At 65.1% G+C, this 24,072-nt stretch carries 22 protein-coding genes; 10 read left to right on the top strand and 12 right to left on the bottom strand.

Going from position 1 to position 24,072, the window contains the following annotated elements; genetic code table 11:
- Window positions 1–4: 4 nt before the first annotated feature.
- The 10 genes from EEB18_RS12365 to EEB18_RS12320 form a co-directional block, all read right to left on the bottom strand.
- Window positions 5–742, bottom strand: coding sequence for a PepSY domain-containing protein (locus tag EEB18_RS12365; protein ID WP_187139529.1), 738 nt, complete (start codon window positions 740–742; stop codon window positions 5–7).
- Window positions 739–1,443, bottom strand: coding sequence for a PepSY domain-containing protein (locus EEB18_RS12360; protein WP_187139530.1), 705 nt, complete (start codon window positions 1,441–1,443; stop codon window positions 739–741). The genes EEB18_RS12365 and EEB18_RS12360 overlap by 4 nt, the downstream gene beginning before the upstream one ends.
- 10 nt (window positions 1,444–1,453) lie before the next feature.
- A complete protein-coding gene (locus EEB18_RS12355) occupies window positions 1,454–4,156 on the bottom strand; it encodes a TonB-dependent receptor domain-containing protein (protein WP_187139531.1) in 2,703 nt (900 codons plus the stop codon).
- 209 nt (window positions 4,157–4,365) lie between these two features.
- On the bottom strand, window positions 4,366–4,881 hold the full coding sequence (locus EEB18_RS12350; RefSeq protein WP_187139532.1) for a DUF411 domain-containing protein: 516 nt from the start codon (window positions 4,879–4,881) through the stop codon (window positions 4,366–4,368).
- A complete protein-coding gene (locus EEB18_RS12345) occupies window positions 4,878–5,321 on the bottom strand; it encodes a DUF305 domain-containing protein (protein WP_187139533.1) in 444 nt (147 codons plus the stop codon). Before EEB18_RS12345 ends, EEB18_RS12350 begins: the two co-directional genes overlap by 4 nt.
- Window positions 5,322–5,353: 32 nt before the next feature.
- Entirely contained in the window at window positions 5,354–6,538 is a 1,185-nt protein-coding gene (locus EEB18_RS12340) for a copper resistance protein B (RefSeq protein WP_410468105.1), read from the bottom strand.
- On the bottom strand, window positions 6,535–8,406 hold the full coding sequence (locus tag EEB18_RS12335; RefSeq protein WP_187139534.1) for a copper resistance system multicopper oxidase: 1,872 nt from the start codon (window positions 8,404–8,406) through the stop codon (window positions 6,535–6,537). Before EEB18_RS12335 ends, EEB18_RS12340 begins: the two co-directional genes overlap by 4 nt.
- A 97-nt stretch (window positions 8,407–8,503) precedes the next feature.
- Window positions 8,504–9,088 carry an RNA polymerase sigma factor gene (locus EEB18_RS12330; protein WP_187139535.1) on the bottom strand — a complete coding sequence of 195 codons (585 nt, stop codon included), beginning with the start codon at window positions 9,086–9,088 and terminating at the stop codon, window positions 8,504–8,506.
- Complete coding sequence (locus tag EEB18_RS12325) at window positions 9,085–9,522, bottom strand: periplasmic heavy metal sensor (protein ID WP_187139536.1); 438 nt, start codon at window positions 9,520–9,522, stop codon at window positions 9,085–9,087. The genes EEB18_RS12330 and EEB18_RS12325 overlap by 4 nt, the downstream gene beginning before the upstream one ends.
- Complete coding sequence (locus EEB18_RS12320; protein WP_187139537.1) at window positions 9,522–9,785, bottom strand: hypothetical protein; 264 nt, start codon at window positions 9,783–9,785, stop codon at window positions 9,522–9,524. Before EEB18_RS12320 ends, EEB18_RS12325 begins: the two co-directional genes overlap by 1 nt.
- A gap of 146 nt (window positions 9,786–9,931) precedes the next feature.
- Between EEB18_RS12320 and copC the strand changes: the two genes are divergently transcribed.
- The 4 genes from copC to EEB18_RS12300 all read left to right on the top strand — a co-directional run bounded on the left by copC (window position 9,932) and on the right by EEB18_RS12300 (window position 14,279).
- Complete coding sequence (gene copC / locus EEB18_RS12315; protein WP_187139538.1) at window positions 9,932–10,315, top strand: copper homeostasis periplasmic binding protein CopC; 384 nt, start codon at window positions 9,932–9,934, stop codon at window positions 10,313–10,315.
- 4 nt (window positions 10,316–10,319) lie between these two features.
- Window positions 10,320–11,258 (top strand): copper homeostasis membrane protein CopD, encoded by a 939-nt coding sequence (gene copD / locus EEB18_RS12310; protein WP_187139539.1) that lies wholly within the window; start codon window positions 10,320–10,322, stop codon window positions 11,256–11,258.
- A gap of 170 nt (window positions 11,259–11,428) precedes the next feature.
- Complete coding sequence (locus EEB18_RS12305; protein WP_187139540.1) at window positions 11,429–13,750, top strand: heavy metal translocating P-type ATPase; 2,322 nt, start codon at window positions 11,429–11,431, stop codon at window positions 13,748–13,750.
- 286 nt (window positions 13,751–14,036) lie between these two features.
- Window positions 14,037–14,279, top strand: coding sequence for a hypothetical protein (locus EEB18_RS12300; protein WP_262407918.1), 243 nt, complete (start codon window positions 14,037–14,039; stop codon window positions 14,277–14,279).
- A gap of 167 nt (window positions 14,280–14,446) precedes the next feature.
- On the opposite strand, the gene EEB18_RS22745 is transcribed toward EEB18_RS12300, so the two are convergent.
- Window positions 14,447–14,578, bottom strand: coding sequence for a hypothetical protein (locus tag EEB18_RS22745; protein WP_262407917.1), 132 nt, complete (start codon window positions 14,576–14,578; stop codon window positions 14,447–14,449).
- 88 nt (window positions 14,579–14,666) lie between these two features.
- Between EEB18_RS22745 and EEB18_RS12290 the strand changes: the two genes are divergently transcribed.
- From EEB18_RS12290 to EEB18_RS12265, 6 genes are all read left to right on the top strand, one after another.
- Window positions 14,667–15,896, top strand: coding sequence for a TolC family protein (locus EEB18_RS12290; RefSeq protein WP_187139542.1), 1,230 nt, complete (start codon window positions 14,667–14,669; stop codon window positions 15,894–15,896).
- Window positions 15,893–17,122 carry an efflux RND transporter periplasmic adaptor subunit gene (locus tag EEB18_RS12285; protein ID WP_187139543.1) on the top strand — a complete coding sequence of 410 codons (1,230 nt, stop codon included), beginning with the start codon at window positions 15,893–15,895 and terminating at the stop codon, window positions 17,120–17,122. The genes EEB18_RS12290 and EEB18_RS12285 overlap by 4 nt, the downstream gene beginning before the upstream one ends.
- Window positions 17,119–20,247: an efflux RND transporter permease subunit gene (locus EEB18_RS12280; protein WP_187139544.1), complete on the top strand. Its 3,129-nt coding sequence runs from the start codon at window positions 17,119–17,121 to the stop codon at window positions 20,245–20,247. Before EEB18_RS12285 ends, EEB18_RS12280 begins: the two co-directional genes overlap by 4 nt.
- A gap of 1 nt (window position 20,248) precedes the next feature.
- Complete coding sequence (locus EEB18_RS12275) at window positions 20,249–20,620, top strand: copper-binding protein (protein WP_187139545.1); 372 nt, start codon at window positions 20,249–20,251, stop codon at window positions 20,618–20,620.
- A gap of 276 nt (window positions 20,621–20,896) precedes the next feature.
- Window positions 20,897–22,822, top strand: a complete 1,926-nt coding sequence (locus EEB18_RS12270; RefSeq protein ID WP_187139546.1) for a TonB-dependent receptor plug domain-containing protein — start codon at window positions 20,897–20,899, stop codon at window positions 22,820–22,822.
- A 54-nt stretch (window positions 22,823–22,876) separates the two neighbouring features.
- On the top strand, window positions 22,877–23,275 hold the full coding sequence (locus EEB18_RS12265) for a MerR family transcriptional regulator (protein WP_187139547.1): 399 nt from the start codon (window positions 22,877–22,879) through the stop codon (window positions 23,273–23,275).
- An 82-nt stretch (window positions 23,276–23,357) separates the two neighbouring features.
- Here EEB18_RS12265 and EEB18_RS12260 read toward each other — a convergent pair whose 3' ends face one another.
- Window positions 23,358–23,888, bottom strand: a complete 531-nt coding sequence (locus EEB18_RS12260) for an arsinothricin resistance N-acetyltransferase ArsN1 family B (RefSeq protein WP_262407916.1) — start codon at window positions 23,886–23,888, stop codon at window positions 23,358–23,360.
- Between the last annotated feature and the right edge of the window lie 184 nt (window positions 23,889–24,072).

Below are 24,072 nucleotides of genomic sequence, written 5' to 3'. Positions count from 1 at the left end.
CGCGTCAGGCGGCGCTTCGAGTGACCACCACGGGCTTGCGGCGGCGGCGCAGCCAGCGGAAATCGGCGCGGCTGAAGCTTTTGAACAGCAGGTAGAAGCCGGTCCCCGACAGCCAAAGGGCGCCGAAGGCAACGAAGATGATCAGCGGATGGTTGAAGCTCTTCCGGTTCACATAATCCATATTGTGGAGCATCCAGAAGAAATCCCACGTTCGCCATGTGTCGCCGCGCATCACAAGGAAGCGAGCGGTGTCGAGCGAAACATAGGCGCTGCTATTCTCGGCATCGGCAAAATCGACCCGCCACATCGCGCCTTCATGATCGCGGGCTTCGAGATTCGGCTTCGCCAGCACGCTGACCTTGCGGATCGGCGCTTCGTTCATCATCGAGGCGACGCTGCGGGCCATTTCCTCGTCGACCCGAACGACCTCGCCGCTCGTCGCATCGACGAGCCGGAAGCCTTTCCGCGTGCGGAGTTCATAGATGGGTTGAGCACCAAGGTCGCGCATCACCACGCCGGTTATGGGCTCGCCCTGCGGTAAGGCGGCGATGTTATAATATTCGCCCGCGGGCAACGGATGGGCATGCGACATTCCGCTGCCGTGGCCGCCGACCTTGTCCTTGTCGAGCAGCGCCATGACCGAGCCGCTGAGCGCCCAGAGCAGGAACTGGAGCCCGAGGATCAGCCCGACCCATTTGTGGATGCGCCGGAAGAAAAGCGGGGTGAGACGAATCTTCTTCATGCCTTCTTCCCTTTGCGGCGCTTGAACGACCAGATCAGCAGCCATGCCCCGGTCAGGGCCATGGCAAAGGCGCTCCATGTGGCGACACGAAGCAGCGGATTGTTGACGTCCGTTCGCTCGTCATAATCCATGATGTGGAGCATCCAGGCGAAATCAAAGACGCGCCAGAGGGCATGGCGGCGCGAAATCAGTTCGCCGGTCTGCGGAGAGAGATAGAGGGTCGGGCGATTCCAGCCCTCGAACTCGACTTGCCAATAAGGCGGCTTGCGCGACTGCATCTCCTGCGGCGCCTTGGTCAGCAGCCGCACCGATACAATCTTGCCGTCACCGGTATAGATGCGCCGCGCCTGCGCGCGGACCTGGGACTCGGTCAGGGCAGGCAGCGGCGCGCCCGAGCGGGCATCGTAGAGCCGGGGGCCTTCGGGCGTCTCGGCGCGCCACACGGGCGACCCGAAAAAGCGCTGGAGCCGAAGCTCGGACACGCCGTGCGCAGCCGCGACGACCTGCGACGGCGCTGCCAGGCCGTCGAGGTCGAAGGGCTGGGACGCCGGGGAGCGCACCAGATGATCGCCATGAATGGTGTCGATATGGACGACCACCATGTAAAACCCGGTCAGTGTCCAGAGCAAAGCCTGGACGCCGACCACCAGCGCCAGCCATTTATGCGTTCGCCGAACAAGCAGCGGCCAACGGATCGCCATACCGCTACCCTCAGAACGCGGTGCGGAAGCCGACGTAGAAGCGCCGTCCGAGCAGGTCGTAGGTCATCGTGTCGGTGTTCGCATCGGTGAAGCTCTGGATATAGGGCGCCTTGCGATCGAAAAGATTGTCGACGCCGACCTGGAAGCGTGTCTTCTCGTCGATCTCGAACGCGACCTGGAGATTGTGGTAGAAGACATTCGGCGTGCTGTAGCCGATTTCGCCGGGTGCCGCATTGAAGTCGGTCGCCTTGCCGATCCACTGGGTCGACCAGGTCGCGCTGACGCCGTCTTTCTCGGCGGTCAGCACGCCATAGCCACGCCATTTCGGGTAGCCGCCGTTGCCGCCGCCGATGAAGCCGTCGAAATCGATCGGCGCGCCGCCCGGGAAGGGCAGGACGACATATTTGTTGAGATAGGTGAGGTTGACGTCGAGCGAGATGTTCACGCTGCCGATGCCCCCCGCATAGACGAGCCCTAGATCGAGGCCGTTCATCTCCTCGCGACCGGTGTTGATCGGCTGAGCGGAGAGGAAGGTCACCTCGCCCGTCAGCGGGCTGCGTGTGAAATCATCGCAGAAGGGATGCGACAGGTTCGCGCTGGCATAACAAATGGCAAGCTTCGTCGAGCCCGGAATCGCGCGGATCGCGTCCTTGATCTTGATGTCGAACCAATCGGCAGTGAGCGATAGGCCCGGGATCAGGCCCTTGGGCGTTACGACCGTGCCGACGGTCCAGGTCGTCGAGCTTTCGGGCTTCAGATCCTCATTGCCACCAACGGTGGTGAGAATGGTCGTGCCGAGCTGGACATAATTTGCGGGGACGCCCGACGCCTGACAATTGGCGATCAGCCCCGCATTGCCGCTCGTCGAGTAGCGCGAGCAGGGATCGGTGGTCGTCAAATTGCCTTCGGACACGCCGCCGAACAGTTCGGGCACGTTCGGGATGCGGAAACCCGTGCCATAGGTGCCGCGGAGGCGGAAGCTGTCGCTGATCATCCAGTCGAGGCTCGCCTTGTAATTCCAGTCGCTGCCGAACAGGTCATAGTCGGAATAGCGCACCGCCCCGTCGAGCGTCAGCGCCTCGAAGAAAGGCTTGTCGGCGAGGATCGGCACCGACAGTTCGAGATAGGCTTCCTTGGCGACGCTCGTCCCCGAAATCGGGCTTTGCTGATTGGTGTTGGCGATACCGAGCACGGTCAGCGGATCGGGATCGCGCCAGCCTTTCTCCTTGCGATAGACCACGCCCGCCGCGAACGAGACGGGCCCCGCGGGCAGCTTGAACAGGTCGCCGTTCAGGTCTGCCGTCACCGTCGCCAGCTCGTTGCCGCCGCGGTCGCGCGAGGTGAACAGGATATAGTCGAGAACCTCGGGCGTCAGGTCGCCAAAGCCGAGATAATCGGCGCACGGGATCGTCGCCCCCGCGGCGAGGCTGCACTTGCTGGTATCGAGCGTATTGGCGACGCGCTCGAGATTGGCGATGTTGGTCGAGCCGTCGACCGCTGTGTTGCGGCCGAACGCGCCGGCGACTTCCCAGCCCCAATTGTTCGACAGCTTGCCCCTTACGCCGAACGTGCCCTGCCAGGTGTCGGTTTCCTGGAAGAACTGGCGCGGACCCGGCTCGGCGAGGCGGCGCTGGATGAGGACGATATTCTGCCCCGTCGGGTTGGTCGGATTGCTCGCCGCAATCGAGAGATTGCGCAGCGTTCCCGGCGTCGCGATCTGGTTCGACTTGCGGAAGGTGTACAGGAACTCGCCGAACGCCTCGATATCGTCGGTGAGGTCATAGTCGGCGAAGAAGGCCGTGCTGACGCGTTCGACCGGGCTCACCGCATTGAGGAACGGGTTCGAATTGAAATTATGCTTCGCGGCGCTGTACGGCTCGAAGAAGTTGCCGTTGCCGCCCAGCACCTGGTTGAAATTGATCTGCTGACCGTTCGGTAGCACCGCGCGGCCGCCGATCGTCGAGGCGCTGTTGACGCAGCCAAGCGTACCCGGCGTGGTTTCGGCAAGCGAGCAGGGTGCGCGCGAGGCCATATTGACCGCCTTGGTCTTCTGATAGGTCACCGCCGCCATGAAGCCGCCGCGATCGTTGCGAATGCCCCAGAGCAGGTCGGCGGTGAAATCCGAGCCGTCGCCCTTTTCGGTAATGCCCTGGCGGACGCTCAGGCCGAGACCTTCATAGTCGGTGCGGGTCACGAGGTTGACGACGCCCGCCATCGCGTCGGCGCCGTAGATCGCCGAGGCGCCGTCCTTGAGGACATCGGTGCGTGCGAGCGCTGCGACCGGGATCATGTTGAGGTCGGGCGACGAGTTGGCGCCGGTGCCGCCCGCGACCAGACGGCGACCATTGAGCAGCACGAGCGTGCGCTTGATACCGAGGCCGCGGAGATTGACCTGCGCGGTGCCATAGCCATTGTTCGCCCAATAGGCCGAGGTCTGGTTGCCCGCGAAGCCCGCATTGGCGGGAAGACGCTGGAGCACGGTCTCGATGTTGACGACGCCGGTGTTTTCGATCTGCTCGGCGGAGACGACCGTGGCCGGGCCGACGCCCGCGAGATCCTGGCGGCGGATGCGCGATCCGGTGACGACGATGTCGTTGCCGCTGCTGGCGCTATCCGCGCCTGCCTGAGGCGCCGACTCGGTCTGCGCGAGCGCCGGTGCCGAAATGCCTGCACAAACTGCTGCGCCGGCAAGCAAAACTGTCCTGATCTTCATCGCGAAACCCCCTTTTGGTTGCGTTACCCACCGCAGAGAGCATCAAATGTATATACAGGTCAATAGAAAATTACGTTGAAGATCAATATGTTAACTCGGAATCTCGGGCGCATAGTCGGTCTCTATAATACGCACGCCAAGCGACCACCCCTCACCTTCGAGCAATTTTTTTTCGAGAATCGCAAACCGCAGGATCGACGACGCATCCTCTACGCGGGAAATACTGAAATCTCGCCAGCGCGGTCGAAGGCGAGCACGTCGAATGCGTCCTTGCTCCCGTCAGGCATTTCCATCCCTGGCGAGCCGCGCGGCATGCCCGGTACGGCGATGCCGACGATGCCGCACGGCTTGTCGCGGAGGAGCCGCGCGATCTGGGCTATCGGCACATGGCCTTCGATGGCATAGCCTGCAACGATGGCGGTGTGGCACGAGGCCAGGTCCTGCGGCACCCCGAAGCGGGCCTTGACCGCGGACATGTCGGAGCGGTTCTCGACCGTGACGGCATAGCCTGCCCCGCGCGCGATGTCCGCCCATGCCTCGCAGCAACCGCACTCGGGATCGCGGTAGACGAGAAGCGCCTTGTCATCGGGTGCGGCCGGCGCTTTTGACCGATCGGTCGTTGCGCGTCCGGCCGGTGCCTTTCTATCGCAGCCTGCCAGAACCGCGCCGCCTCCCAGGATCAGCCCGAACAGGCTTCGGCGGCTGCAACACGAACCGATGGTCATTTCCGCTCCAAAATCCGCTTCATCTGGTCGATTTCCTGTTTTTGCCCGGCGATGATGCCGCGGCACAGGGCCCGCACTTCCGGGTCAGAGAGGCTTGCCTGCTCGCACATGAGGATGGCGCCCGAGTGATGCGGGATCATCGATCGCAGGAAAGCCGTGTCGTCGATGGTGGTCTGGTTGCGGATAAAAGCGAAGCTGCCGACGAAAGCCAGCGCGGCGCCGCCGAGAAGGAGAGCGTTGCGGCGCTTGTCGGGAAACATGTCGGGCATGGCGATGACCATCAGGACGACCATCGGCGCCACCATCATCAGCGTCATGTAGAGCATGTTGAGATTGTTGTAGAAGCTCGACAGACGGTCGATCATCACGAACATCACCAGATACATGATGACGCCGCCGGCGAGCGTTTGCCACGCGAGACTGCGATAAGCCGGTTTCATCCCGTTTCTCCTGCCATTTCGCCGCCCCGCAGCTAGAACCAGACGCGCACCCCCGCGACGAAGCTGACACTGTTCGGATCGTCGCCCGCGGCCCGCGCAAAGCGAGCGGTATCGCCAACTTTGCGGGCCCACTCGACCCCGATATAGGGTGCGAATTCTTTGACGACTTCATACCGCAGACGAAGCCCGAGTTCGACGTCGGACAGGCCGGAGCCGATGCCGCTCTCGGGAATGTCCTGCGCGGCCAGATTGAATTCGGCCATCGGCTGGAGAATCAGCTTCTGGGTAAGGCGCTGGTCGTAATAGCCCTCGAAACGGCCGAGCAGATCGCCCTTGGTCGAAAGGAAGAGAGCCCCCTCGACTTCGAACCAATAGGGGGCCAATCCCTCGAAGCCGATCGTCGCATAGGTGCGATCGGGACCCGGTCCGAAGTCCTGCCGGACACCGGCCTGGGCATTGAAATAGGGGCCGATGGCGCGGCTGTAGAGCGCCTGCACTTCGCCGCCTTCGATGCCCTCGCCGAAGACGCCCTCGCCTTCGCTCTTGATGGTCAGCCGGTTGATATCTCCGCCGTACCAGGCTTCGCCATCCCAGCGGAAACCATCGCGGCCCTTGCGCGCCTGATATTCGGCGAGATTGAAGCTGATGAAGGCGATGGTCTGCGCCCCATTCTCCTTCATCATCTCGTGGCGCGAGTGGTCCATTGCGGCCTTGGGGTAGATACGATCGGCATACCAGTCGCCGGGCGGCGCGGGTGCGGCGGCATCGCCCGGCGGCAGGTCGGTGCCGCTGGCGCTGCTCGCCGCCTGCATGCCTTCCATACCGGCCATGGGCTCCGATGCTGCGCCCTTCGGGGTGCAATGCCCCATTTGGGCATGTTCGGGCGGACAATCGGGATCGGACGCCGGCTGCACAGCATGATCCATCGCGCCCATGTCGGACGCCGCCGGCTCGGGCGTACAATGCCCCATCGCCGCATGTTCGGGTGCGCAGGTGGAAGCCTCGGGCGCCATGTCCATGCGTTCCATCGCGCCATGGTCCATCGGCTCCGCCGACCCTTCAGCGGGTGCTTCGGGCGCGGGCTGCGTCGCCGGGGCAGGCGTGGGCGAGGGCGCGGGCGCGGACCCGTGCATCGAATGGTCCATCGGCTGCGCCATGGCGGGGGCTGCGAGCATCAGCGGCGCGATGCCCGACAGGAGATAGGCGATACGGATCACGCTGCGTCTCCCTTCGGGCGGACGCTCACGACACGCATCATCCCGGCGTGCATATGGTAGAGAAGGTGGCAGTGGAACGCCCAGTCGCCGAGCGCATCGGCGGTGAAATCGAAACTCGCGGTGCCGCCCGGCTGGACGAGCACGGTGTGCTTGCGCGGCGAGCGATCGCCCTTGCCCGTGACCAGTTCGAAAAAATGCCCGTGCAGGTGAATCGGGTGACTCATCATCGAATCGTTGATCAGGTTGATCCGCACCCGCTCGCCTTCGATGAACGGGATCGGCTCGTGATGGTCGGACATTTTCACGCCGTCGAACGACCACATGAAGCGTTCCATATTGCCGGTCAGATGGATGTCGAGCGAGCGCGAGGCGGCGCGCACATCGGGATTGCGCTCAAGCGCGACGAGGTCGTGATAGGTCAGCACCTTGTGCGCGACATTGTCGAGGCCCTGCCCCGGTTCGCCCATACGGTCGGTCGGCATCGGCGAGATCGTCTGGACGCTGGGATCGCGCTTGACCTGCGGCGCGACGCTGAAGTCGCGCATGCTGTGCTGCATGCCGCCCGATCCATGATCCATGCCCGCCATTGCACCGCCTTCGCCTGCGGGGGTGCAATGACCCATCTTGGCATGTTCGGGGGCGCAGGCGGGATCGCCCGCGGGCATCGGCATCGCGCCCATGTCGCCGCCGCCCGAATGGGCCATCCCTGCCATCGCGCCGCCCGAATGGGCCATCCCTGCCATCGCGCCGCCCGACATGTCGCCCATGCCCATGTCCTTCATCGTCGCGAGCGGTCGCTCGCGCAGCGGCGGGACCTCGGCGGCCATGCCGGCGCGCGGCGCCAGCGTGGCGCGGCCCATGCCCGATCGATCGTTCGCCTCGGCGACAAATGTATAGGCGCGGTCCTCGACCGGCGTCACGATGACATCATAGGTTTCGGCGACGGCGATCTGGAATTCGTCGATCTCGGTCGGCACGACGTTGAGGCCATCGGCCTGCACGACGGTCATCCTGAGTCCCGGGATGCGGACATTGAAGATCGTCATCGCCGATGCGTTGACGATCCGCAGGCGCACCCGCTCGCCGGGATTGAAGAGCGCGGTCCAATTGTCGCGCGGGCCATGGCCATTGACGAGGAAGCTGTAGGTCGATCCGTTGACGTCGGCAACATCGGTCGGATCCATGCGCATCTTGCCCCAGTCGATGCGTTCCGCGAGCGGCTGGTCCTTGCCGGCGAGCAGGCCCGAGAGCGTCTGGCGCTGCATGTTGAAATGGCCGGGATTGACCTTCAGCTTGCGGAAGATCGCCTCAGGCGACAATTGGCTGTGATCGGAGAGGACGACGACATGCTCGCGGTCATAGCCGATCGGATCGGCGCCCGCGGGATCGATCACGATCGGTCCATAATGGCCGAGCTGTTCCTGCAGGCCCGAATGGCTGTGATACCAATAGGTCCCCGACTGGACGACCGGAAACTCGTAAACGAACTGCGAGCGCGGCTTAATGCCGGGGAAGCTGACGCCGGGAACGCCGTCCATCTGGAAGGGCAGGATCAGTCCATGCCAGTGAATCGAGCTGTCCTCGTCAAGATCGTTGACGACGGTCAGGCGCGCGGTCTGACCCTCCTTGAGGCGGACGAGCGGCGCAGGCACCGTTCCGTTGATCCCGATCGCGCGGCTGACCTTGCCGTCGATCCGCATCGTCTGGCGCGCGATGCGAAGGGTGATGTCATTGCCCGATACCGTAGGGAGCGGGGCGACGATGCCGGGCGACACCGATTGCGCCCAGGCCGGAAACCAGGGTGCGAGCGCGGCCGCGGTCCCTCCGCCCAATGCACCAGCCACGAAACGACGCCTGTCTATCTGCATAAAATTCCCGGTTCTTGCCTTGTCTCAATAGTTATACGCGGCACGCTCGCTCGCCCCTCAACCATTGGAGCGAAAAACCCGGCACGCCGTGCGTCATTCAGTCGGCGCCGCGCGCCGATGTTTCGCCAAGCAGCGTTTTCAACTTCATGCGCGCGCGGTAGAGCCGGGTCTCGACCGTCTTTTCGCTGATCTGCAGCAATTCGGCGGTTTCCGCCTGGCTGAGATCCTCGACCCCGCGAAGAACGATTACCTCGCGCAGATTCGGCGCGAGGCGCAACATCGCGGCGCGAACGCGCGCGAGCTCGGTGCGATCGGCGGCTTCGGCATCGGGAGCGGGCCCTTCGCTGGCGACGTCGTGGGCGCTTTCGAGCGGGAGGGCGCGCGCAAAGAAGGACCGGACGGCGCGCCGCCGGGCCCAGTCGCGGCACTTGTTGAGCGCGATACGGGCTATCCAGGTCTGAAAGGGCCGGTCGGCGTCATAACGACCAAGCGCCGCAAAGCCCGCGACAAAGGCTTCCTGGGTCAGATCCATCGCCTCGTCGGGATCGCCGATATTGCTCCGGATCAGGCGGAAGATCGGCTCCTTGTAGCGCCGGAGAAATTCCCGATAGGCGTGCTGTTGTCCTGCTCGCGCAAGCGCGACGAGCTCGCGGTCGCTACAAAACGAGAGGTCGAGGCTCACCGCGCATCGGCGGTCAGCGCCTTGACCACGGTCTTGTCGAACATCGCCGCCTGGTCGCGATCGAGGACGACGCGCATCGCGAACAGATGCTGCAGCGTTTCCTTCTGCAGTTCGCCCATCACGCGGTGAGTCTCGTCGATGGCCTCGGTGACGCGGGGACCATAGCCATGCTCGGCCTCGATCGCCTGCGCGAGCCGGATATTGGCGGCGCGCATGTCGAGTTCGAGCGCGTCGCGCCGCAGCGCGAATTTCGCCTCGATCCGGTCGAGCTTCACTTTTTGCGCGGGCGAGAGCTTGAGCTGGCTGTGGAGCAGCGAATGCAATTCGGTTTCGCTTGCGCGCGGGGTCTCGACAATGAGCCGTCCAGCGAGCACGCCGGCAAGGGCGGCGATGAAGGCCACCAGCCCGAAGAGCAACAAACGGCGCGAGGTCATCAACGCGAATCCAGGAGCGTCGAGGGGGCCAGCGGACTCGCCGGGATCAGCGGCGTGATCGGGCTCGCGGCGACGGCGGGCGGGATGACGGCGCTACCGGCGACAAATCCGCCTCCCAGCGAAACAAAGGCTGCGAGCGCCATCATGCGCCGCGTTGCCGATGCTTCGCGCTGCCGCCCGGCAAGCGCGGACAGGACGCGATCGTCGAGCGTGTCGAGCCCTGCCGGCAACGGCGCTTCATTCAAAATCCGGAGTTCGTCCATCGGCCTTTCTCGCCATCCTTACCCAAGAACATACGCGCACGATCGCAACATCCCTCAGAAATATTCCAACAAAGTGGTGCCAAATTTCTGAGGGCCGCGGCGTTGATCTGCGTATTAGCAGGACAGACCCGCAATTGGAGGTTTTTATGTTCAAGTCGTTTCTCCCCTCTGTCACGGCCGCCGCCGCGCTGCTTCTCATGCCGAATGCCGCGAGCGCCCACACCAAGCTCGTCGGTTCCACCCCGGCTGCCAATTCGACCGTCTCGAAGGTGACGTCGGTCAATCTGCAGTTCAACGAAAAGGTCGTCGCATCCACGGTGAAGACCGAACTGGTGATGACCGGCATGCCCGGCATGGCCAATCACGCGCCGATGAAGATCCCGACCACCTCGATGATGGGCAAGGACGGCAAATCGACGATGCTGATGGTCAAACGCGCGCTCGTCCCGGGAAGCTACAAGGTCAAATGGTCGGCCGCCGGCGCGGATACGCACCGCATGGGCGGTGAATTCAGCTTCACGGTGAAATAAGCCGGTGAGCGACGCCTTGATGATGGGTGTCAGGTTCGCGCTGTTCGCGAACCTGATGCTTATCGTGGGGCTGGCGGCTTTCCCGCTTTATGCGTCGCGATCCGGCGAAGGACAGGAGCGGGATTTTACAGCACCGCTCCGCTGGCTCTGTACCTTGGGATTGCTTGTCTCGGTTGCCGGGATGGCGATCCTGACTGCCAGCATGCAGGGCGTCGGTCTCTTCGCGATCGACGCGGACATGGTCTTTTCGATTGTGAGAGACAGCGACGCGGGAACGGCATGGCTTGTGCGCATCGCCGCGCTGGCCGGCGCGCTGGCAGCGACCTGGTGGCTCCAGCGAAAACCGGGTGCGGCCGGATGGTTGATCGCAGGCACGGGCTCGATTGCCCTCGCCACTTTGGTCTGGTCGGGCCATGCCGGGGCAACCGAGGGCCTCGCCGGCACGATCCACCGCGCGAGCGACGCGCTGCACATGATCGCTGCCGCTGTCTGGCTCGGCGCTATCGCCGCCTTCCTTTTGCTGCTCAGGCCCGGTGGGCAGCCCGACCAGCGCGACGTTGACGCCACGGCGCAGAGCCTCGATCGGTTTGCCCGCGTCGGGACGATTTGCGTGATCGTGATCGCCGCGACGGGTCTGGTGAACGGGCAGATGATCGTCGGGGTCCAGAATATAGGATCGTCCCTGGCTTCGCCTTATGGCCAGATGCTTCTCGCAAAGCTTGTCCTTTTCGCCCTAATGCTCGGTCTCGCGGCAGCGAACCGCTGGCGCCTTACTCCGGCCCTACGTTCGGCCGTCGACAATCCGGACAAGATCGACGAGACCGGACCAGCCAGCGCCTTGGCGGCGATGCGCCGCAGCCTCGCGATCGAAGCTTTGGCCGGGCTTGCCATCCTCGCTCTCGTTGCGTGGTTCGGGATGCTCGAACCCTATGTCGCCCGTTGATCCGGCGCATCCTTTGGGGGCGCAAGCCCTTCGGCTGATCGCCGTCGGACATGAATCTGAGGGCTCGAGCCGTTTCTTGCGTATCCACAGGAGTGGCCTCATTCTGCGGCCGCGAAAAAGGGCGGCGCGCCTGTCCCGGCGGCGCCGGGACAACGACGGGAGCGGCGGCAGTGGACGACCATCAGGATGCAGCTAATGCCAGCGGGGCCGCTACCGATCCGGTCTGCGGCATGGCCGTTGACCCGGCAACGACGGCGCATGCCACCACGCACGGCGGTGTTCACCACTATTTCTGCAGCGCCGGCTGCCTTGCGAAGTTCGAGGCCGACCCGGATCGCTACGCGCAGAAGGCGGAGCCGGTAGCAGCCCAAGCCTCCGAGGGCGCGATCTGGACCTGCCCGATGCATCCCGAAATTCAGCGACCTGGTCCGGGAAGCTGCCCGATCTGCGGCATGGCGCTCGAACCCGTCATGCCAGCCGCGTCGGATGGTCCCAGCGAAGACTATCGCGACATGCGGCGGCGCTTCTGGATCGGACTCTTGCTCGCACTGCCCGTCCTCGCGCTCGAAATGGGCGGCCACATGACCGGCCTTCATCAATTTGTCGGTCGCCAGACGAACAATTGGGTTCAGATGCTGCTCGCGACCCCGGTGGTCTTGTGGGCGGGCTGGCCCTTCTTCGAGCGCGCCTGGCTCTCGATCCGCAACAAGAGCCTCAACATGTTCACCCTCATCGCAATGGGAACGGGGGTGGCCTGGAGCTACAGCATGATCGCGGCGCTCGTGCCGCAGATTTTCCCTGCCGCCTTTCGTGCGGCCGATGGCTCGGTCGCCGTCTATTTCGAGGCGGCAGCGGTCATCACCGTGCTCGTCCTGCTCGGCCAGGTGCTCGAGCTGCGAGCACGGGAGACAACGAGCGGCGCGATCCGCGCGCTCCTCGACCTCACGCCGAAGCTGGCCCGCCGTGTCCGCGGCGACGGCAGCGACGAAGAAGTCGCACTCGAGCTAGTTGCAGTTGGAGACGTGCTGCGTATCCGTCCGGGGGAAAAGGTTCCCGTCGACGGAATTGTCCTCGAGGGCCGCGGTACGGTGGACGAGTCGCTCGTCACGGGCGAGTCGATGCCCGTCACCAAGACCGTCGGCGACGCGCTCATCGGCGGGACGATCAACCAGACCGGCGGTCTGCTGATGCGAAGCGAGAAGGTTGGCCGCGACACGATGCTGGCCCGCATCGTGCAGATGGTTGCGGACGCGCAGCGCAGCCGGGCGCCAATCCAGCGCCTTGCCGACACCGTTTCGGGGTGGTTCGTGCCTGGTGTGATCGCGGTTGCCATCGCTGCGTTCGTCATATGGTCGCTGGTTGGTCCGACGCCGGCGATGGCCTACGGTCTGATCGCGGCGGTCTCGGTGCTGATTATTGCCTGTCCCTGCGCGCTCGGCCTCGCAACGCCGATGTCGATCATGGTGGGCGTGGGACGCGGCGCCGAAGCCGGCGTCCTGATCAAGAATGCCGAAGCGCTCGAGCGGATGGAAAAGGTTGATACGCTCGTCGTCGACAAGACAGGGACCCTTACCGAAGGCAAGCCCTCTGTCGTCGCCATCGAAATCACCGACGGGTTTGACGAAAGCGAACTGCTTCGTATCGCAGCGAGCCTTGAGCGTAGTAGCGAGCATCCACTGGCGGCCGCGATCGTCAAGGCTGCCGAAGATCGCGGGTTGGTGCTTGTCGAGCCTTCGGGGGTTGATCAGCCGGTGGGCAAGGGCATCGTCGGCGCCGTCGAAGAGAGGGCGGTCGTGCTTGGCAACGCCGCCTTTCTCCAGGAATATGACGTTGACCTCGCCGCGGTGGCTGAAGCCGCCGATCGTCTCCGTGCAGACGGCGCGACCGCGATCTATGTCGCCGTCAACGGCAAGGCAGCTGGTGTCATCGCCATCGCCGACCCGGTTAAGGCGACGACGAGCGAGGCGCTGTCGGCGCTCCGCGAGGCGGGAATCAGGGTCATCATGCTGACCGGCGACAATCGCGTCACGGCCGAAGCGATCGCGCGGCGCCTCGGCATTGCCGATGTCGAGGCGGATGTCCTGCCCGACCAGAAGAGCGCCGTCGTCCAGCGGCTCCGCGACGAGGGGCGGATCGTCGCGATGGCGGGGGACGGGGTCAATGACGCACCCGCTCTCGCTGCCGCCGATGTCGGCATCGCGATGGGATCGGGAACCGACGTCGCCATCGAAAGCGCCGGCGTGACGCTGCTGCGCGGGGACCTCCTCGGCATCGTTCGGGCGCGGCATCTCAGCCATGCGACGATGGCGAACATCCGGCAGAATCTCTTCTTCGCCTTCGCCTATAATGTCGCGGGCATACCCATTGCGGCGGGCGCGCTTTATCCGCTGTTCGGGCTGCTGCTCTCGCCGATCATCGCGGCGGCCGCGATGGCGCTCTCCTCGGTCAGCGTGATCGCCAATTCTCTCCGGCTGCGGTTCGTGAAAATCTGACCAAGGGACGTCGCCGGCAAAGATTTGGGTCTGAATGGCGATGGGATGTGGCTGAAGCGCGGGTCGGATGTAACGAGGGCAGAACGGCCTGCGAATAGACGGGAAGCCTCTCGCCCAGAATCGAATTGACGCCCGATTGGACAAGGATCATGCATAACCTGTGAAACGCTGGCTTTCCTTGCTGCTCCTCTTGGGAGCCGTGCTGGGCCTTTTGGCCCAGGAAGCTGCGTTTGCGGCGGCGCCGGCGATACCTGTGGCGTCCGACACACATGTTGCCGCGCCCGCAATGAGCGACGAGTGTGCGGAAATGATGGGGATCGACAAGTCGCAGGACAGCGCGCCCTGCAAGGGCCTGACGCTCGACTGCATCGCCAAGATGGGCTGCGCGCTCCCGCTCGCGGTGTCCACGCCCGCCGTCTTGGCAGCGGCGGCGGACCATTGCGCAGCACCCGCCGACCGCCTCCCCGTCGCGCGGCTGGTTGGCCGCAAGCTCGGTCCGGAGCCCGACCCGCCGCTATTCCTCGGCTGAAACGCGCGATGCGCGGCGACCTTCGTCGCTGCGTGTCCTTCGGCATTTCACCTGAGGAAATTCAACATGAAGATGATTTTTGCGACGGCCGCAGCGCTTGCGGCCCTCACCACGACCCCGTCCTTCGCCCAAGAGGCGGCCGGCGGCCATTATGAATGGTAGTCTCGTTATATCCCCGGCCCGAACAAGTCGGGCATCGCGCCGCGCGAACGCGTCTGGGTCAAGGACAAGACCGCGCAGATGGCCAGTTGCGACTGCGACATGATGAAGACCGACGCGTCCGACTGCATGAAAGCCATGCACGGACAGCCCGTCAAAGGCTGACGGTCCCCGTCCCCCGGCGCGCGCGCCGGGGGACATTAGCTCATCATCTCTCAAGGGGGACATATGCGCATATTCCTAGCGGCAGCGATGCTGATCCCGATATCGTCCGCGCTTCATGCCGAACCGATGACGCTCGACGCTGCTCTCAGGCTGGCGGAGACGCAGGCCCCCGAGCTGCGCGGACGCGAAGCCGGGATCGATGCGGCCGAGTCTTCGGCGATCGCCGCCGACCGGCTGCCCGACCCGAAACTCAACGTCACCTTGCAGGATTTCCCGGTGACCGGGCCCGATGCAGGCCGGCTCAATCGCGACGATTTTACGATGCAGGTGATCGGCATCAGCCAGGATTTCCCCAATCCCGCGAAACGAAGGGCGCGCGCCACGCGCGCGCAAGCCGACATCGGGATCGCGCGCGCCGACGAAGCGGTCACCGCGCAAGACGTCCGGCTGGCAACGGCGCTCGCCTGGGTCGATCTCTTCTATGCGAAGAAAAGGCTGAAGGAACTCGATCTGCTCGACGCCGACCTTGATGGGCTGCAGGCGACGGTCACGGCGCGGCTGGCCAGCGGCGCGGCCCGCCCGGCGCAGGCGCTCGAGCCTGAACAGCTTCGCGCCCAAGTCCAGGACCGCCGTAGCGCCCTGACTTCCGAGATCGCGCGTGCCCGCGCCCAGCTCGCGCGCTTTACCGGCGATCCCGCGGCTGACACGGCGGGCGACCCGCCGTCCCCGATGATCGACGAAGTGGCGCTGCGCGCCGGCATCGACGCGCTGCCGCGGCTGCGCGCGCTCGATGCGCGCGCGCTTGCGGCCGATGCCGACACCGGCCTCGCGCGTGCCGACAAGCGCCCCGACTGGACCGTCAATGCCGCCTATGGCCGGCGCGAGCCCAATTATGGCGACCTCGTCACGCTAGGGGTCACGATCGACCTGCCCTTCTTCGCGAAGAAAAGGCAGGACCCGAAGATCGCCGCGCGCGCCAGCGAAGCGACGCGCGCGCGGCTCGACCGCGAAGCGGCGAAGCGCGATATCGCCGCCGCGCTCGACGCCGATCTCGCCGACCATCTTATGCACCATGAGCAGCTCGGCAATGCGCGGTCGCGGCTGGTGCCGCTCGCGAAGAAGCGCGCCGAACTCGACCTTGCGAGTTACGCCGCCGGCAAACTCGATCTCGGCGCCGCGCTGCTGTCAACGCTCGCGCTGGCCGAAGCCGAGGTCGATGCGCTGGCGCGCGAGGCCGAGGTCGCGCGCGACGCGATCCGGATCAATTATATCTATGGGGAGACTGCGCGATGACCGATGCAACGACAGCGGTGCGGTGGCGCGCCGGGATTTTGGCTGCCGTGCTGATCGCAGGCGGCGGCGGCTATTGGCTCGGACAGCGCGGCCAGAGCGACGCTCCGTCCGGCGCCACGAGCGATGGGCGCAAGATCCTCTATTATTACGACCCGATGTTCCCGAACCAGAAGTTCGACAAGCCCGGCAAGTCGCCCTTCATGGATATGCAGCTCGAGCCCAAATATGCCGATGAGGGCGGCGCGAACGGCGCCCCCGGCATATCGGTCGATCCCGCCGCGCGGCAAAGCCTCGGCATGCGCGTCGTCGCCGCCGAATTGGGCAGCCTCGCGGCGACCTTCGACGTCAACGGAACGGTGGACTTCAACCAGCGCGACGTCGCGATCGTGCAAGCGCGCTCGGGCGGCTTCCTCGAGCGCGTCTACCGCCTCGCACCCGGCGACGTCATCGGCGCCGGCACGCCGATCGCCGACCTGCAACTGCCCGAATGGGGCAGCGCGCAAGCCGAATATCTGAGCGTCAAGAAACTCGGCCGCCCCGAACTCACCGCCGCGGCTAAGCAGCGGCTGCGGCTGATAGGCATGCCCGAAGGCGTGATTGCCGAGGTCGACCGGAGCGGACGGACCGGCGGCCGGATGACCGTCCGCGCCCCGATCGGCGGGGTGATCCAGGCGCTCAATGCCCGCGCCGGGGTGACGCTCGCTGCCGGACAGACGCTCGCCGAAATCTCGGGCCTCGGCACAGTCTGGCTCAACGCCGCGCTTCCCGAAGCGCAGGCCGGCTCGGTGCAGGTCGGCCAGCGTGCGAGCGCCAAGCTCACCGCCTTTCCCGGCGAGGCCTTCGCCGGCCGGGTCGTCGCGATCCTGCCGACCGCCGCGGCGGACAGCCGGACGCTGACGGTGCGCATCGAGCTTGCCAACCGCGGCGGTCGCCTGCGTCCCGGCATGTTCGCGGTCGTGGCGCTCGGGGGCGATGCCAAGCCGGCGCTGCTGGTGCCGAGCGAAGCGGTGATCCGCACCGGCACGCGCAGCATCGTGATGCTCGATAGGGGCGATGGCCGCTATCATCCCGCCGAGGTGGTCGCTGGCCGCGAGGGCGGCGGCAAGACCGAGATATTGCGCGGCCTCGCCCCCGGCGAGAAGGTCGTCGCCTCCGGCCAGTTCCTGCTCGACTCCGAAGCGAGCCTGACCGGCCTTGCGGTCCGGCCGCTGGACCCGGCGCAATGATCGCGCGCATCATCCGCGCCTCGGTCGCGGCGCGCGGCCTCGTCGCCGCCGCCGCGCTGATCCTGACGCTGCTCGGCATTGCCGCGGTGCGCACGACGCCGGTCGACGCCTTGCCCGATCTCTCCGACGTCCAGGTCATCATCCGCACCACTTATGCCGGCCAGGCGCCGCGGATCGTCGAGGACCAGGTCACCTATCCGATCACGACGACGATGCTCTCGGTGCCCGGCGCGCGCGTCGTGCGCGGCTACAGCTTCGTCGGCGACAGCTTCGTCTATGTGCTGTTCGACGATGGCACCGATCCCTATTGGGCGCGCAGCCGCGTGCTCGAATATCTGAGCCAGGTGCAAAGCCGGCTTCCCGAAGGGGCGCGCGCGAGTCTCGGACCCGATGCGACCGGGGTCGGCTGGATCTATGAATATGCGCTCGTCGACAAGAGCGGCCGCCACGACCTCGCCGAACTGCGCAGCCTCCAGGACTGGTTCCTGCGTTTCGAGCTTAAGTCGGTCCCCGGGGTCGCCGAGGTCGCGAGCATCGGCGGCATGGTGCGCCAATATCAGATCATCGTCGATCCGCAGAAACTTGCCGCTTATGGCGTGACCGCGACCGACGTCTCCGACGCGCTGAAACGCGCCAATCAGGAAAGCGGCGGCGGCACGCTCGAGCTGGCCGAGGCCGAATATATCGTTCGCGCGAGCGGCTATCTGAAGTCGCTGGACGATTTTCGCAGCGTCCCGATTCGTACCGCGGGCGGCGGAATCCCGGTGACCGTGGGCGACGTCGCCACGGTCCAGATAGGCCCCGACACCAGGCGCGGCATCGCCGAACTCAATGGCGAGGGCGAGGTCGCCGGCGGCGTGATCGTGATGCGCGAGGGCAAGAATGCCCGCGAGGTGATCGACGGCGTGCGCGCCAAGCTCGCCGAGCTCAAGCGCAGCCTGCCGCCGGGGGTCGAAATCGCCACCACCTATGACCGTTCGGGCCTTATCGACCGCGCGGTCGATAATCTTTCCTCGAAGCTCGTCGAGGAATTCATCATTGTCGCGATCATCTGCGCGCTCTTCCTCTGGCACGCACGCTCTGCGCTGGTGGCGATCCTGACGCTGCCGCTCGGCATCCTGATCGCCTTCATCGTCATGCGGCTGCAGGGCCTCAACGCCAATATATTGTCGCTGGGCGGCATCGCGATCGCGGTCGGCGCGATGGTCGATGCGGCGGTGGTGATGATCGAAAATGCCCACAAGCATCTCGAGCATTGGGAGCAGGATCATCCGGGCGAAGAATTGAGGGGCGCCGAGCGCTGGCGGGTGATTACCGACGCCGCCGCCGAAGTCGGTCCGGCGCTGTTCCTCAGCCTGCTGATCATCACCTTCTCCTTCCTCCCGATCTTCACGCTCGAAGGCCAGGAGGGACGGCTCTTCGCGCCGCTCGCTTTCACCAAAACCTATGCCATGGGCGCGGCCGCGATCCTGTCGATCACGCTCATCCCGGTGCTGATGGGCTGGCTGATTCGCGGCCGCATCCCTGCCGAACAGTCCAATCCGGTCAATCGCTGGCTGACCCACGCCTATCGGCCGGCGCTCGACTGGGTGCTCGAGCGGCCGAAAAAAGCGCTTATGATCGCTGGCCTCGTCTTCGCCACCAGCCTGTGGCCGATGATCCAGCTCGGCGGCGAGTTCATGCCGCAGCTGCACGAAGGCGATTTGCTCTATATGCCCTCGGCGCTTCCGGGCATTTCGGCGGCGCGGGCATCGAGCCTGCTCCAGCAAACCGACCGGCTGATCAAGACGGTGCCCGAGGTCGAGAGCGTGTTCGGCAAGGCCGGGCGCGCCGACAGCGCGACCGATCCCGCGCCGCTCGAAATGTTCGAGACGACGATCCGCTTCAAGCCAAAGGACCAATGGCGTCCCGGCATGACCGAGGAGAAATTGATTGCGGAACTCGATGCGCGGGTTCGCGTTCCAGGGCTCGCCAATTTCTGGATTCCGCCGATCCGCAACCGGATCGACATGCTCGCGACGGGGATCAAGAGCCCGGTCGGGATCAAGGTCGCGGGATCGGACCTCGCCGAGATCGACCGCACCGCCAAACGGATCGAGACGGTCGTCAAAGGCGTCCCCGGCGTCGCCTCGGCGCTTGCCGAGCGGCTGACCGGCGGCCGCTATATCGATGTCGATATCGATCGCGCGGCCGCGGCGCGCTACGGTCTCAATGTCGCCGACGTGCAGGCGATCATCGCGGGCGCGATCGGCGGCGAGACGATCGGCCAGACGGTCGAGGGGCTCGCGCGCTATCCGATCAGCGTGCGCTATCCGCGCGAGCTGCGCGACAGTCTCGGCGAGCTTTCGAGCCTGCCGGTCCTTACCCCCTCGCGTCAGCAGATCACGCTCGGCACCGTGGCGAGTGTGAAGGTCAGCGACGGCCCGCCGATGCTGCGCAGCGAGAATGGGCGCCCGGTGACCTTCATCTATGTCGACAGCCGCGACGGCGATCTGCAGGGGCTGGTGAAGGATATGCAACAGGCGATCGCGCGCGAGGTCGAGCTGCCGCCGGGGATCAGCATTTCCTATACCGGGCAGTTCGAATTTCTCGTTCGTGCCGCCGAACGGATGAAGATCGTCGTGCCGATCACGCTCGCGATCATCCTGGTCCTGCTCTACTTCACCTTCCGCCGCTGGGACGAGGCTTTGCTCATTATGGCGACCATGCCTTTCGCGCTCACCGGCGGTCTCTGGCTGCTCTATCTGCTCGGCTATAATCAGTCGGTCGCGAGCGCGGTCGGGTTCATTGCGCTCGCCGGCGTCGCCGCCGAGTTCGGGGTGGTCATGCTCATCTATCTCAAGCAGGCGCTCGCCCAGCGCGGCGACGATGACGTGATTGCCGCGGTCCGCGACGGCGCGCTGCTGCGCGTCCGGCCCAAGGCGATGACGGTCGCGGTTATCCTCGCCGGCCTGTTTCCGATCCTCGTCGGGACCGGCACGGGCTCCGAGGTGATGAGCCGGATTGCCGCGCCGATGGTCGGCGGCATGCTGACCGCGCCCCTGCTCTCGATGTTCATCATTCCCGCCGCCTATCTGCTGATGCGCAGGCCGCGGCCAACAGCGATCAACCCGAAGGAGAAATGACATGAAGAAATCGATCACCATCGCGCTGGGGCTTGCCCTCAGCGCCGGACTTGCCGGTTGCGGCAAGCCCAGCGAAGCGCCGAAAGCCGAAGAAGCGACCGCGGCTCCGGCCGAGGGCGCCAAGGACATGGCGATGCCGGTAGAAGCCAAGCATGGCAAAGGCGAAGGGACCGTGACCGCAATCGACACCGCGAAGGGCCAGGTCACCCTCGATCATGGTGCGATCGCCGAACTCGAATGGCCGCCGATGGCGATGGGCTTTGCCGCGAAGCCCGAACTGCTCAAGGATATCAAGGTCGGCGACAAGGTGTCGTTCGAACTCGACTGGGACGGCAAGGCCGGGACGATCACGCAGATCAGCAAGGCGCCATAAGCGAGCGAAAACTGAAACGCCTTGGGCGGGCGAGATGGCTTCGGTTCATTGCCGAAGGCCGTGCGTCCGCCCAATCAGGGGGATTTTCCGGCCCGCGCCCCCGAATTTAGACCGGCTGCGGCGAAGACCGGACAAGGCCATATGGCGCTTGACCTTGTAGCCACTTCAACCTTTATGGCGCCACCGGCGGGCCGCCCAAAGCGCGGCCGAATAATCTAAGTTGCCGGAGACGCTAACGTGAAATCCTCGAAAATCCTTCTCGTTGCCGCGACAGCGATGACCCAGAGCCTTCTGCTCTGGACGCCCGCCGCCCATGCGCAGGAGCATCGTGACGAGGCGGACGAAGAGGAAGAAGAGATCCTCGTGCAAGCGACGCGCTCGGGCCGGCGCGTGCAAGACGAAGCGATCCGCGTGGAGGTGATCGGCCGCGAGGAGATCGAGGAAAAGCTGCTGATGACACCGGGCAATGTCTCGATGCTCGTCGCCGAAACGCCGGGCGTGCGCGTGCAGGTCACCTCGCCGTCACTCGGATCGTCGAACATCCGCATGCAGGGTATGTCGGGGCGCTACACGCAGCTCCTCGCCGACGGCTTGCCGCTCTACGGCGGCCAGCCGTCATCGATCGGTCTGCTCCAGATTCCGCCGACCGATCTCGGGCAGGTCGAGGTCATCAAGGGGTCGGCATCGGCGCTGTACGGCCCCTCCGCCCTCGGTGGCGTGATCAACCTTGTCTCGCGCCGCCCGCGTGCCGAGGCCGAGGCCGAACTGCTCGCCAATGCCACGACCCGCGACGGGCAGGACGTCACCGGCTATACGGCGGGACCGTTGGCTGCGAACTGGAGCTATTCGCTCACCGGCGGCTATCATCGCCAGACTCGCAAGGATCTCGACGATGACGGCTGGATCGACATGCCGGGCTTCGACCGCTGGACGGTCCGCCCGCGCCTCTTTTGGGAAGGTGACGATGGCGCGACCGCACTGATCACCGTCGGCGCGACGCAGGAAGACCGGACCGGCGGCACGCTCGCGGGCCGCACCGCCCCCGACGGCCAGCCCTTCCCGCTGACGCAGGACAGCCGCCGCCTCGACGCCGGGCTCGTCGCCGAATTCCCGGTCGAAAATCTTGGCAAGATCGGTGTGCGGGCTTCGGCGATGACGCAGCGCCACCGGCAGCTGTTCGGCACCAGCGCCGAAACCGACAATCAACATACATTCTTCGCCGAGACCTCGCTCGCCGGGGAAAGCGGGCCGACGAACTGGCTCGCGGGTGCGGCATTCCAGGCCGACCTCTACCGCTCGCGCGCCTTTCCTACCTTCGACTACAGCTACACCGTCCCTGGCCTGTTCGGACAGATCGAGCAGGAACTGACCGACGAGCTGCTGCTCGCGGGCAGCGCGCGCGTCGATTTCCACAGCGACTATGGCACGCGGTTCAGCCCGCGCCTCTCGGCGCTCTATCGCCCCGGCCCGTGGACGATCCGCGCCTCGCTCGGCCAGGGCTTCTACGCGCCGACGCCTTTCGTCGACGAGATCGAGGCGGCGGGCCTGTCGCGCCTCGAACCGCTTGGCCCGCTCAAGGCCGAAACCGCGAAGACCGCCTCGCTCGACTTCGGCTATGCCAAGGGGCCGATCGAAGCGAGCTTCACCCTTTTCGCCTCCGACATCGACAATGCCGTCCAGCTCGTCGATGTCGATGCCGACAGCGTGCGCCTCGTCAATGCCGCCGGCACGACGCGCACGCGCGGCGGCGAGTTGATGCTGCGCTATCGCTGGCAAGGCTTCTCGGTCACCGGCAGTTATGTCTTCGTCGACGCCAGCGAACCCGACCCGTCGGGCACCGGCCGCCGCACCACGCCGCGTACCCCGCGTCACAGCGCCGGCCTCGTCGGGATGTGGGAGGAGCATGGCAAGGGGCGCATCGGGATCGAAGCCTATTACACCGGCCGCCAGCAACTCGACGACAATCCCTATCGCGCGCGCAGCCGCCCCTATTTCGAACTCGGCGCGCTCGGCGAAATCACGCTCGGCAAGGTCAGCCTGTTCGTAAATGCCGAGAATATCCTCAACATCCGCCAGACCAAATATGATCCGCTGCTGCTTCCGCAGCGCGCACCGGACGGAAGCTGGACCGTCGATGCCTGGGGACCGACCGATGGGTTCGTCGTCAATGGCGGCGTCCGGTTCAAATTCGGCGGGCATTGAGCATCCGGTCAAGCGCCGCTAAACCAACCTTGCAGAAACTATAAGGTTGAGGTCATGCGCATCGGCGAGCTTGCCCGGATCACGAAAACGAAAACGGAGACGATCCGCTTCTACGAGAAGGAGGGTCTCCTGCCGCGGGCAGCGCGAACGTCCGCCAATTATCGCAGCTACGGCAATGAACATGGACAACGGCTGTCCTTCATTCGGCGCGCACGCGATCTGGGGTTTCGCCTCGACGATGTCCGCGAACTTCTGGCCCTCGCCGACGATCGGTCCCGCTCTTGCGGCGCGGTTGATGAAATCACCACGCGCCATCTTGAGGAGATTGACGCCAAGATAGCCGATCTGGCCAAGATGCGCGCCGAGTTGAGCCGCATATTGACGACATGCGAGCAAGGCACGATCGACGATTGCCGGATCATTGAAACGCTCGGGCCGTGTCATTCAGCGTGAGACCGGTGATAGGAGCCGGCTAACGCATCAGGTTATCCGATTGGTCCTTGACCTTCGTCGGCGCCTAGCTCTCCGGCGTCGATCACAACAGGCGCTGCCACCAACCGACATCGTGCCAAGCATCAAATTTTCGTCCGACCTCGCGATAGATTCCAACTGGCTCGAAACCCATCGCTTCGTGCAGACGGACGCTCGCCTCGTTCGGCAGCGCAATGCCGGCAAAGGCGGCGTGATAGCCCAAGCCCGCTGCGGCAGGCAGCAAGCGAGAATATAAACACCGCGCGACGCCGCTCCGTTGGGCGCCCTGCGCCACATAGACCGCGACGTCGACTGATGTCCGGTATGCCGCGCGCGTCCTGTGTTCGGAGGCATAGGCATAACCGACAACCCGCCCATCCACTTCGGCTACCAGATAGGGATAGCGCGGCAGAATGGCAGCCATGCGCCTTTCGATTTCGGCAATGTCGGGCGCCACCTCCTCGAACGAGATGGTGGTGGCAGTCACATAGGGCGCGTAAATCGCCTGAACGGCTGGTGCGTCCCCCATGACGATTTGCCGCACATGCATATTTGCCCACCTCGGAATCAGCGAACGGACAGACTGGCCTGCCACATCCCGGCAATCAAGGCTGCAAGTCCGCGTTCACCTTCCGGGCGCGAGAGAATCGCTCCGCTCCGCCATATCCGTGCGCGGTCATGCCGACCAGTTCGTCAAACCTCAAACGAACGCGTCCAAATCCTCGGCCCGTTTGTTACAGGCACAAAGAAGCCGGGCGGCGCCTTCGCGCCACCCGGCC

Source organism: Sphingopyxis sp. OPL5, assembly GCF_003797775.2.
Classification (GTDB): domain Bacteria; phylum Pseudomonadota; class Alphaproteobacteria; order Sphingomonadales; family Sphingomonadaceae; genus Sphingopyxis.
This window is presented reverse-complemented; position numbering and strand designations above follow the sequence as displayed.

What these genes read in the sequence shown, in the direction of transcription:
- EEB18_RS12320 (WP_187139537.1), bottom strand. Translation starts at nt 9,785, where the DNA reads ATGGACGAACTCCGGATTTTGAATGAAGCGCCGTTGCCGGCAGGGCTC.
- EEB18_RS22745 (WP_262407917.1), bottom strand. Translation starts at nt 14,578, where the DNA reads ATGGCTTTCATGCAGTCGGACGCGTCGGTCTTCATCATGTCGCAGTCG.
- EEB18_RS12300 (WP_262407918.1), top strand. Translation starts at nt 14,037, where the DNA reads ATGAGCGACGAGTGTGCGGAAATGATGGGGATCGACAAGTCGCAGGAC.
- EEB18_RS12290 (WP_187139542.1), top strand. Translation starts at nt 14,667, where the DNA reads ATGCGCATATTCCTAGCGGCAGCGATGCTGATCCCGATATCGTCCGCG.
- EEB18_RS12285 (WP_187139543.1), top strand. Translation starts at nt 15,893, where the DNA reads ATGACCGATGCAACGACAGCGGTGCGGTGGCGCGCCGGGATTTTGGCT.
- EEB18_RS12275 (WP_187139545.1), top strand. Translation starts at nt 20,249, where the DNA reads ATGAAGAAATCGATCACCATCGCGCTGGGGCTTGCCCTCAGCGCCGGA.
- EEB18_RS12350 (WP_187139532.1), bottom strand. Translation starts at nt 4,881, where the DNA reads ATGACCATCGGTTCGTGTTGCAGCCGCCGAAGCCTGTTCGGGCTGATC.
- EEB18_RS12360 (WP_187139530.1), bottom strand. Translation starts at nt 1,443, where the DNA reads ATGGCGATCCGTTGGCCGCTGCTTGTTCGGCGAACGCATAAATGGCTG.
- EEB18_RS12270 (WP_187139546.1), top strand. Translation starts at nt 20,897, where the DNA reads ATGACCCAGAGCCTTCTGCTCTGGACGCCCGCCGCCCATGCGCAGGAG.
- EEB18_RS12325 (WP_187139536.1), bottom strand. Translation starts at nt 9,522, where the DNA reads ATGACCTCGCGCCGTTTGTTGCTCTTCGGGCTGGTGGCCTTCATCGCC.
- EEB18_RS12355 (WP_187139531.1), bottom strand. Translation starts at nt 4,156, where the DNA reads ATGAAGATCAGGACAGTTTTGCTTGCCGGCGCAGCAGTTTGTGCAGGC.
- EEB18_RS12345 (WP_187139533.1), bottom strand. Translation starts at nt 5,321, where the DNA reads ATGAAACCGGCTTATCGCAGTCTCGCGTGGCAAACGCTCGCCGGCGGC.
- EEB18_RS12265 (WP_187139547.1), top strand. Translation starts at nt 22,877, where the DNA reads ATGCGCATCGGCGAGCTTGCCCGGATCACGAAAACGAAAACGGAGACG.
- EEB18_RS12335 (WP_187139534.1), bottom strand. Translation starts at nt 8,406, where the DNA reads ATGCAGATAGACAGGCGTCGTTTCGTGGCTGGTGCATTGGGCGGAGGG.
- copC (WP_187139538.1), top strand. Translation starts at nt 9,932, where the DNA reads ATGTTCAAGTCGTTTCTCCCCTCTGTCACGGCCGCCGCCGCGCTGCTT.
- EEB18_RS12365 (WP_187139529.1), bottom strand. Translation starts at nt 742, where the DNA reads ATGAAGAAGATTCGTCTCACCCCGCTTTTCTTCCGGCGCATCCACAAA.
- EEB18_RS12280 (WP_187139544.1), top strand. Translation starts at nt 17,119, where the DNA reads ATGATCGCGCGCATCATCCGCGCCTCGGTCGCGGCGCGCGGCCTCGTC.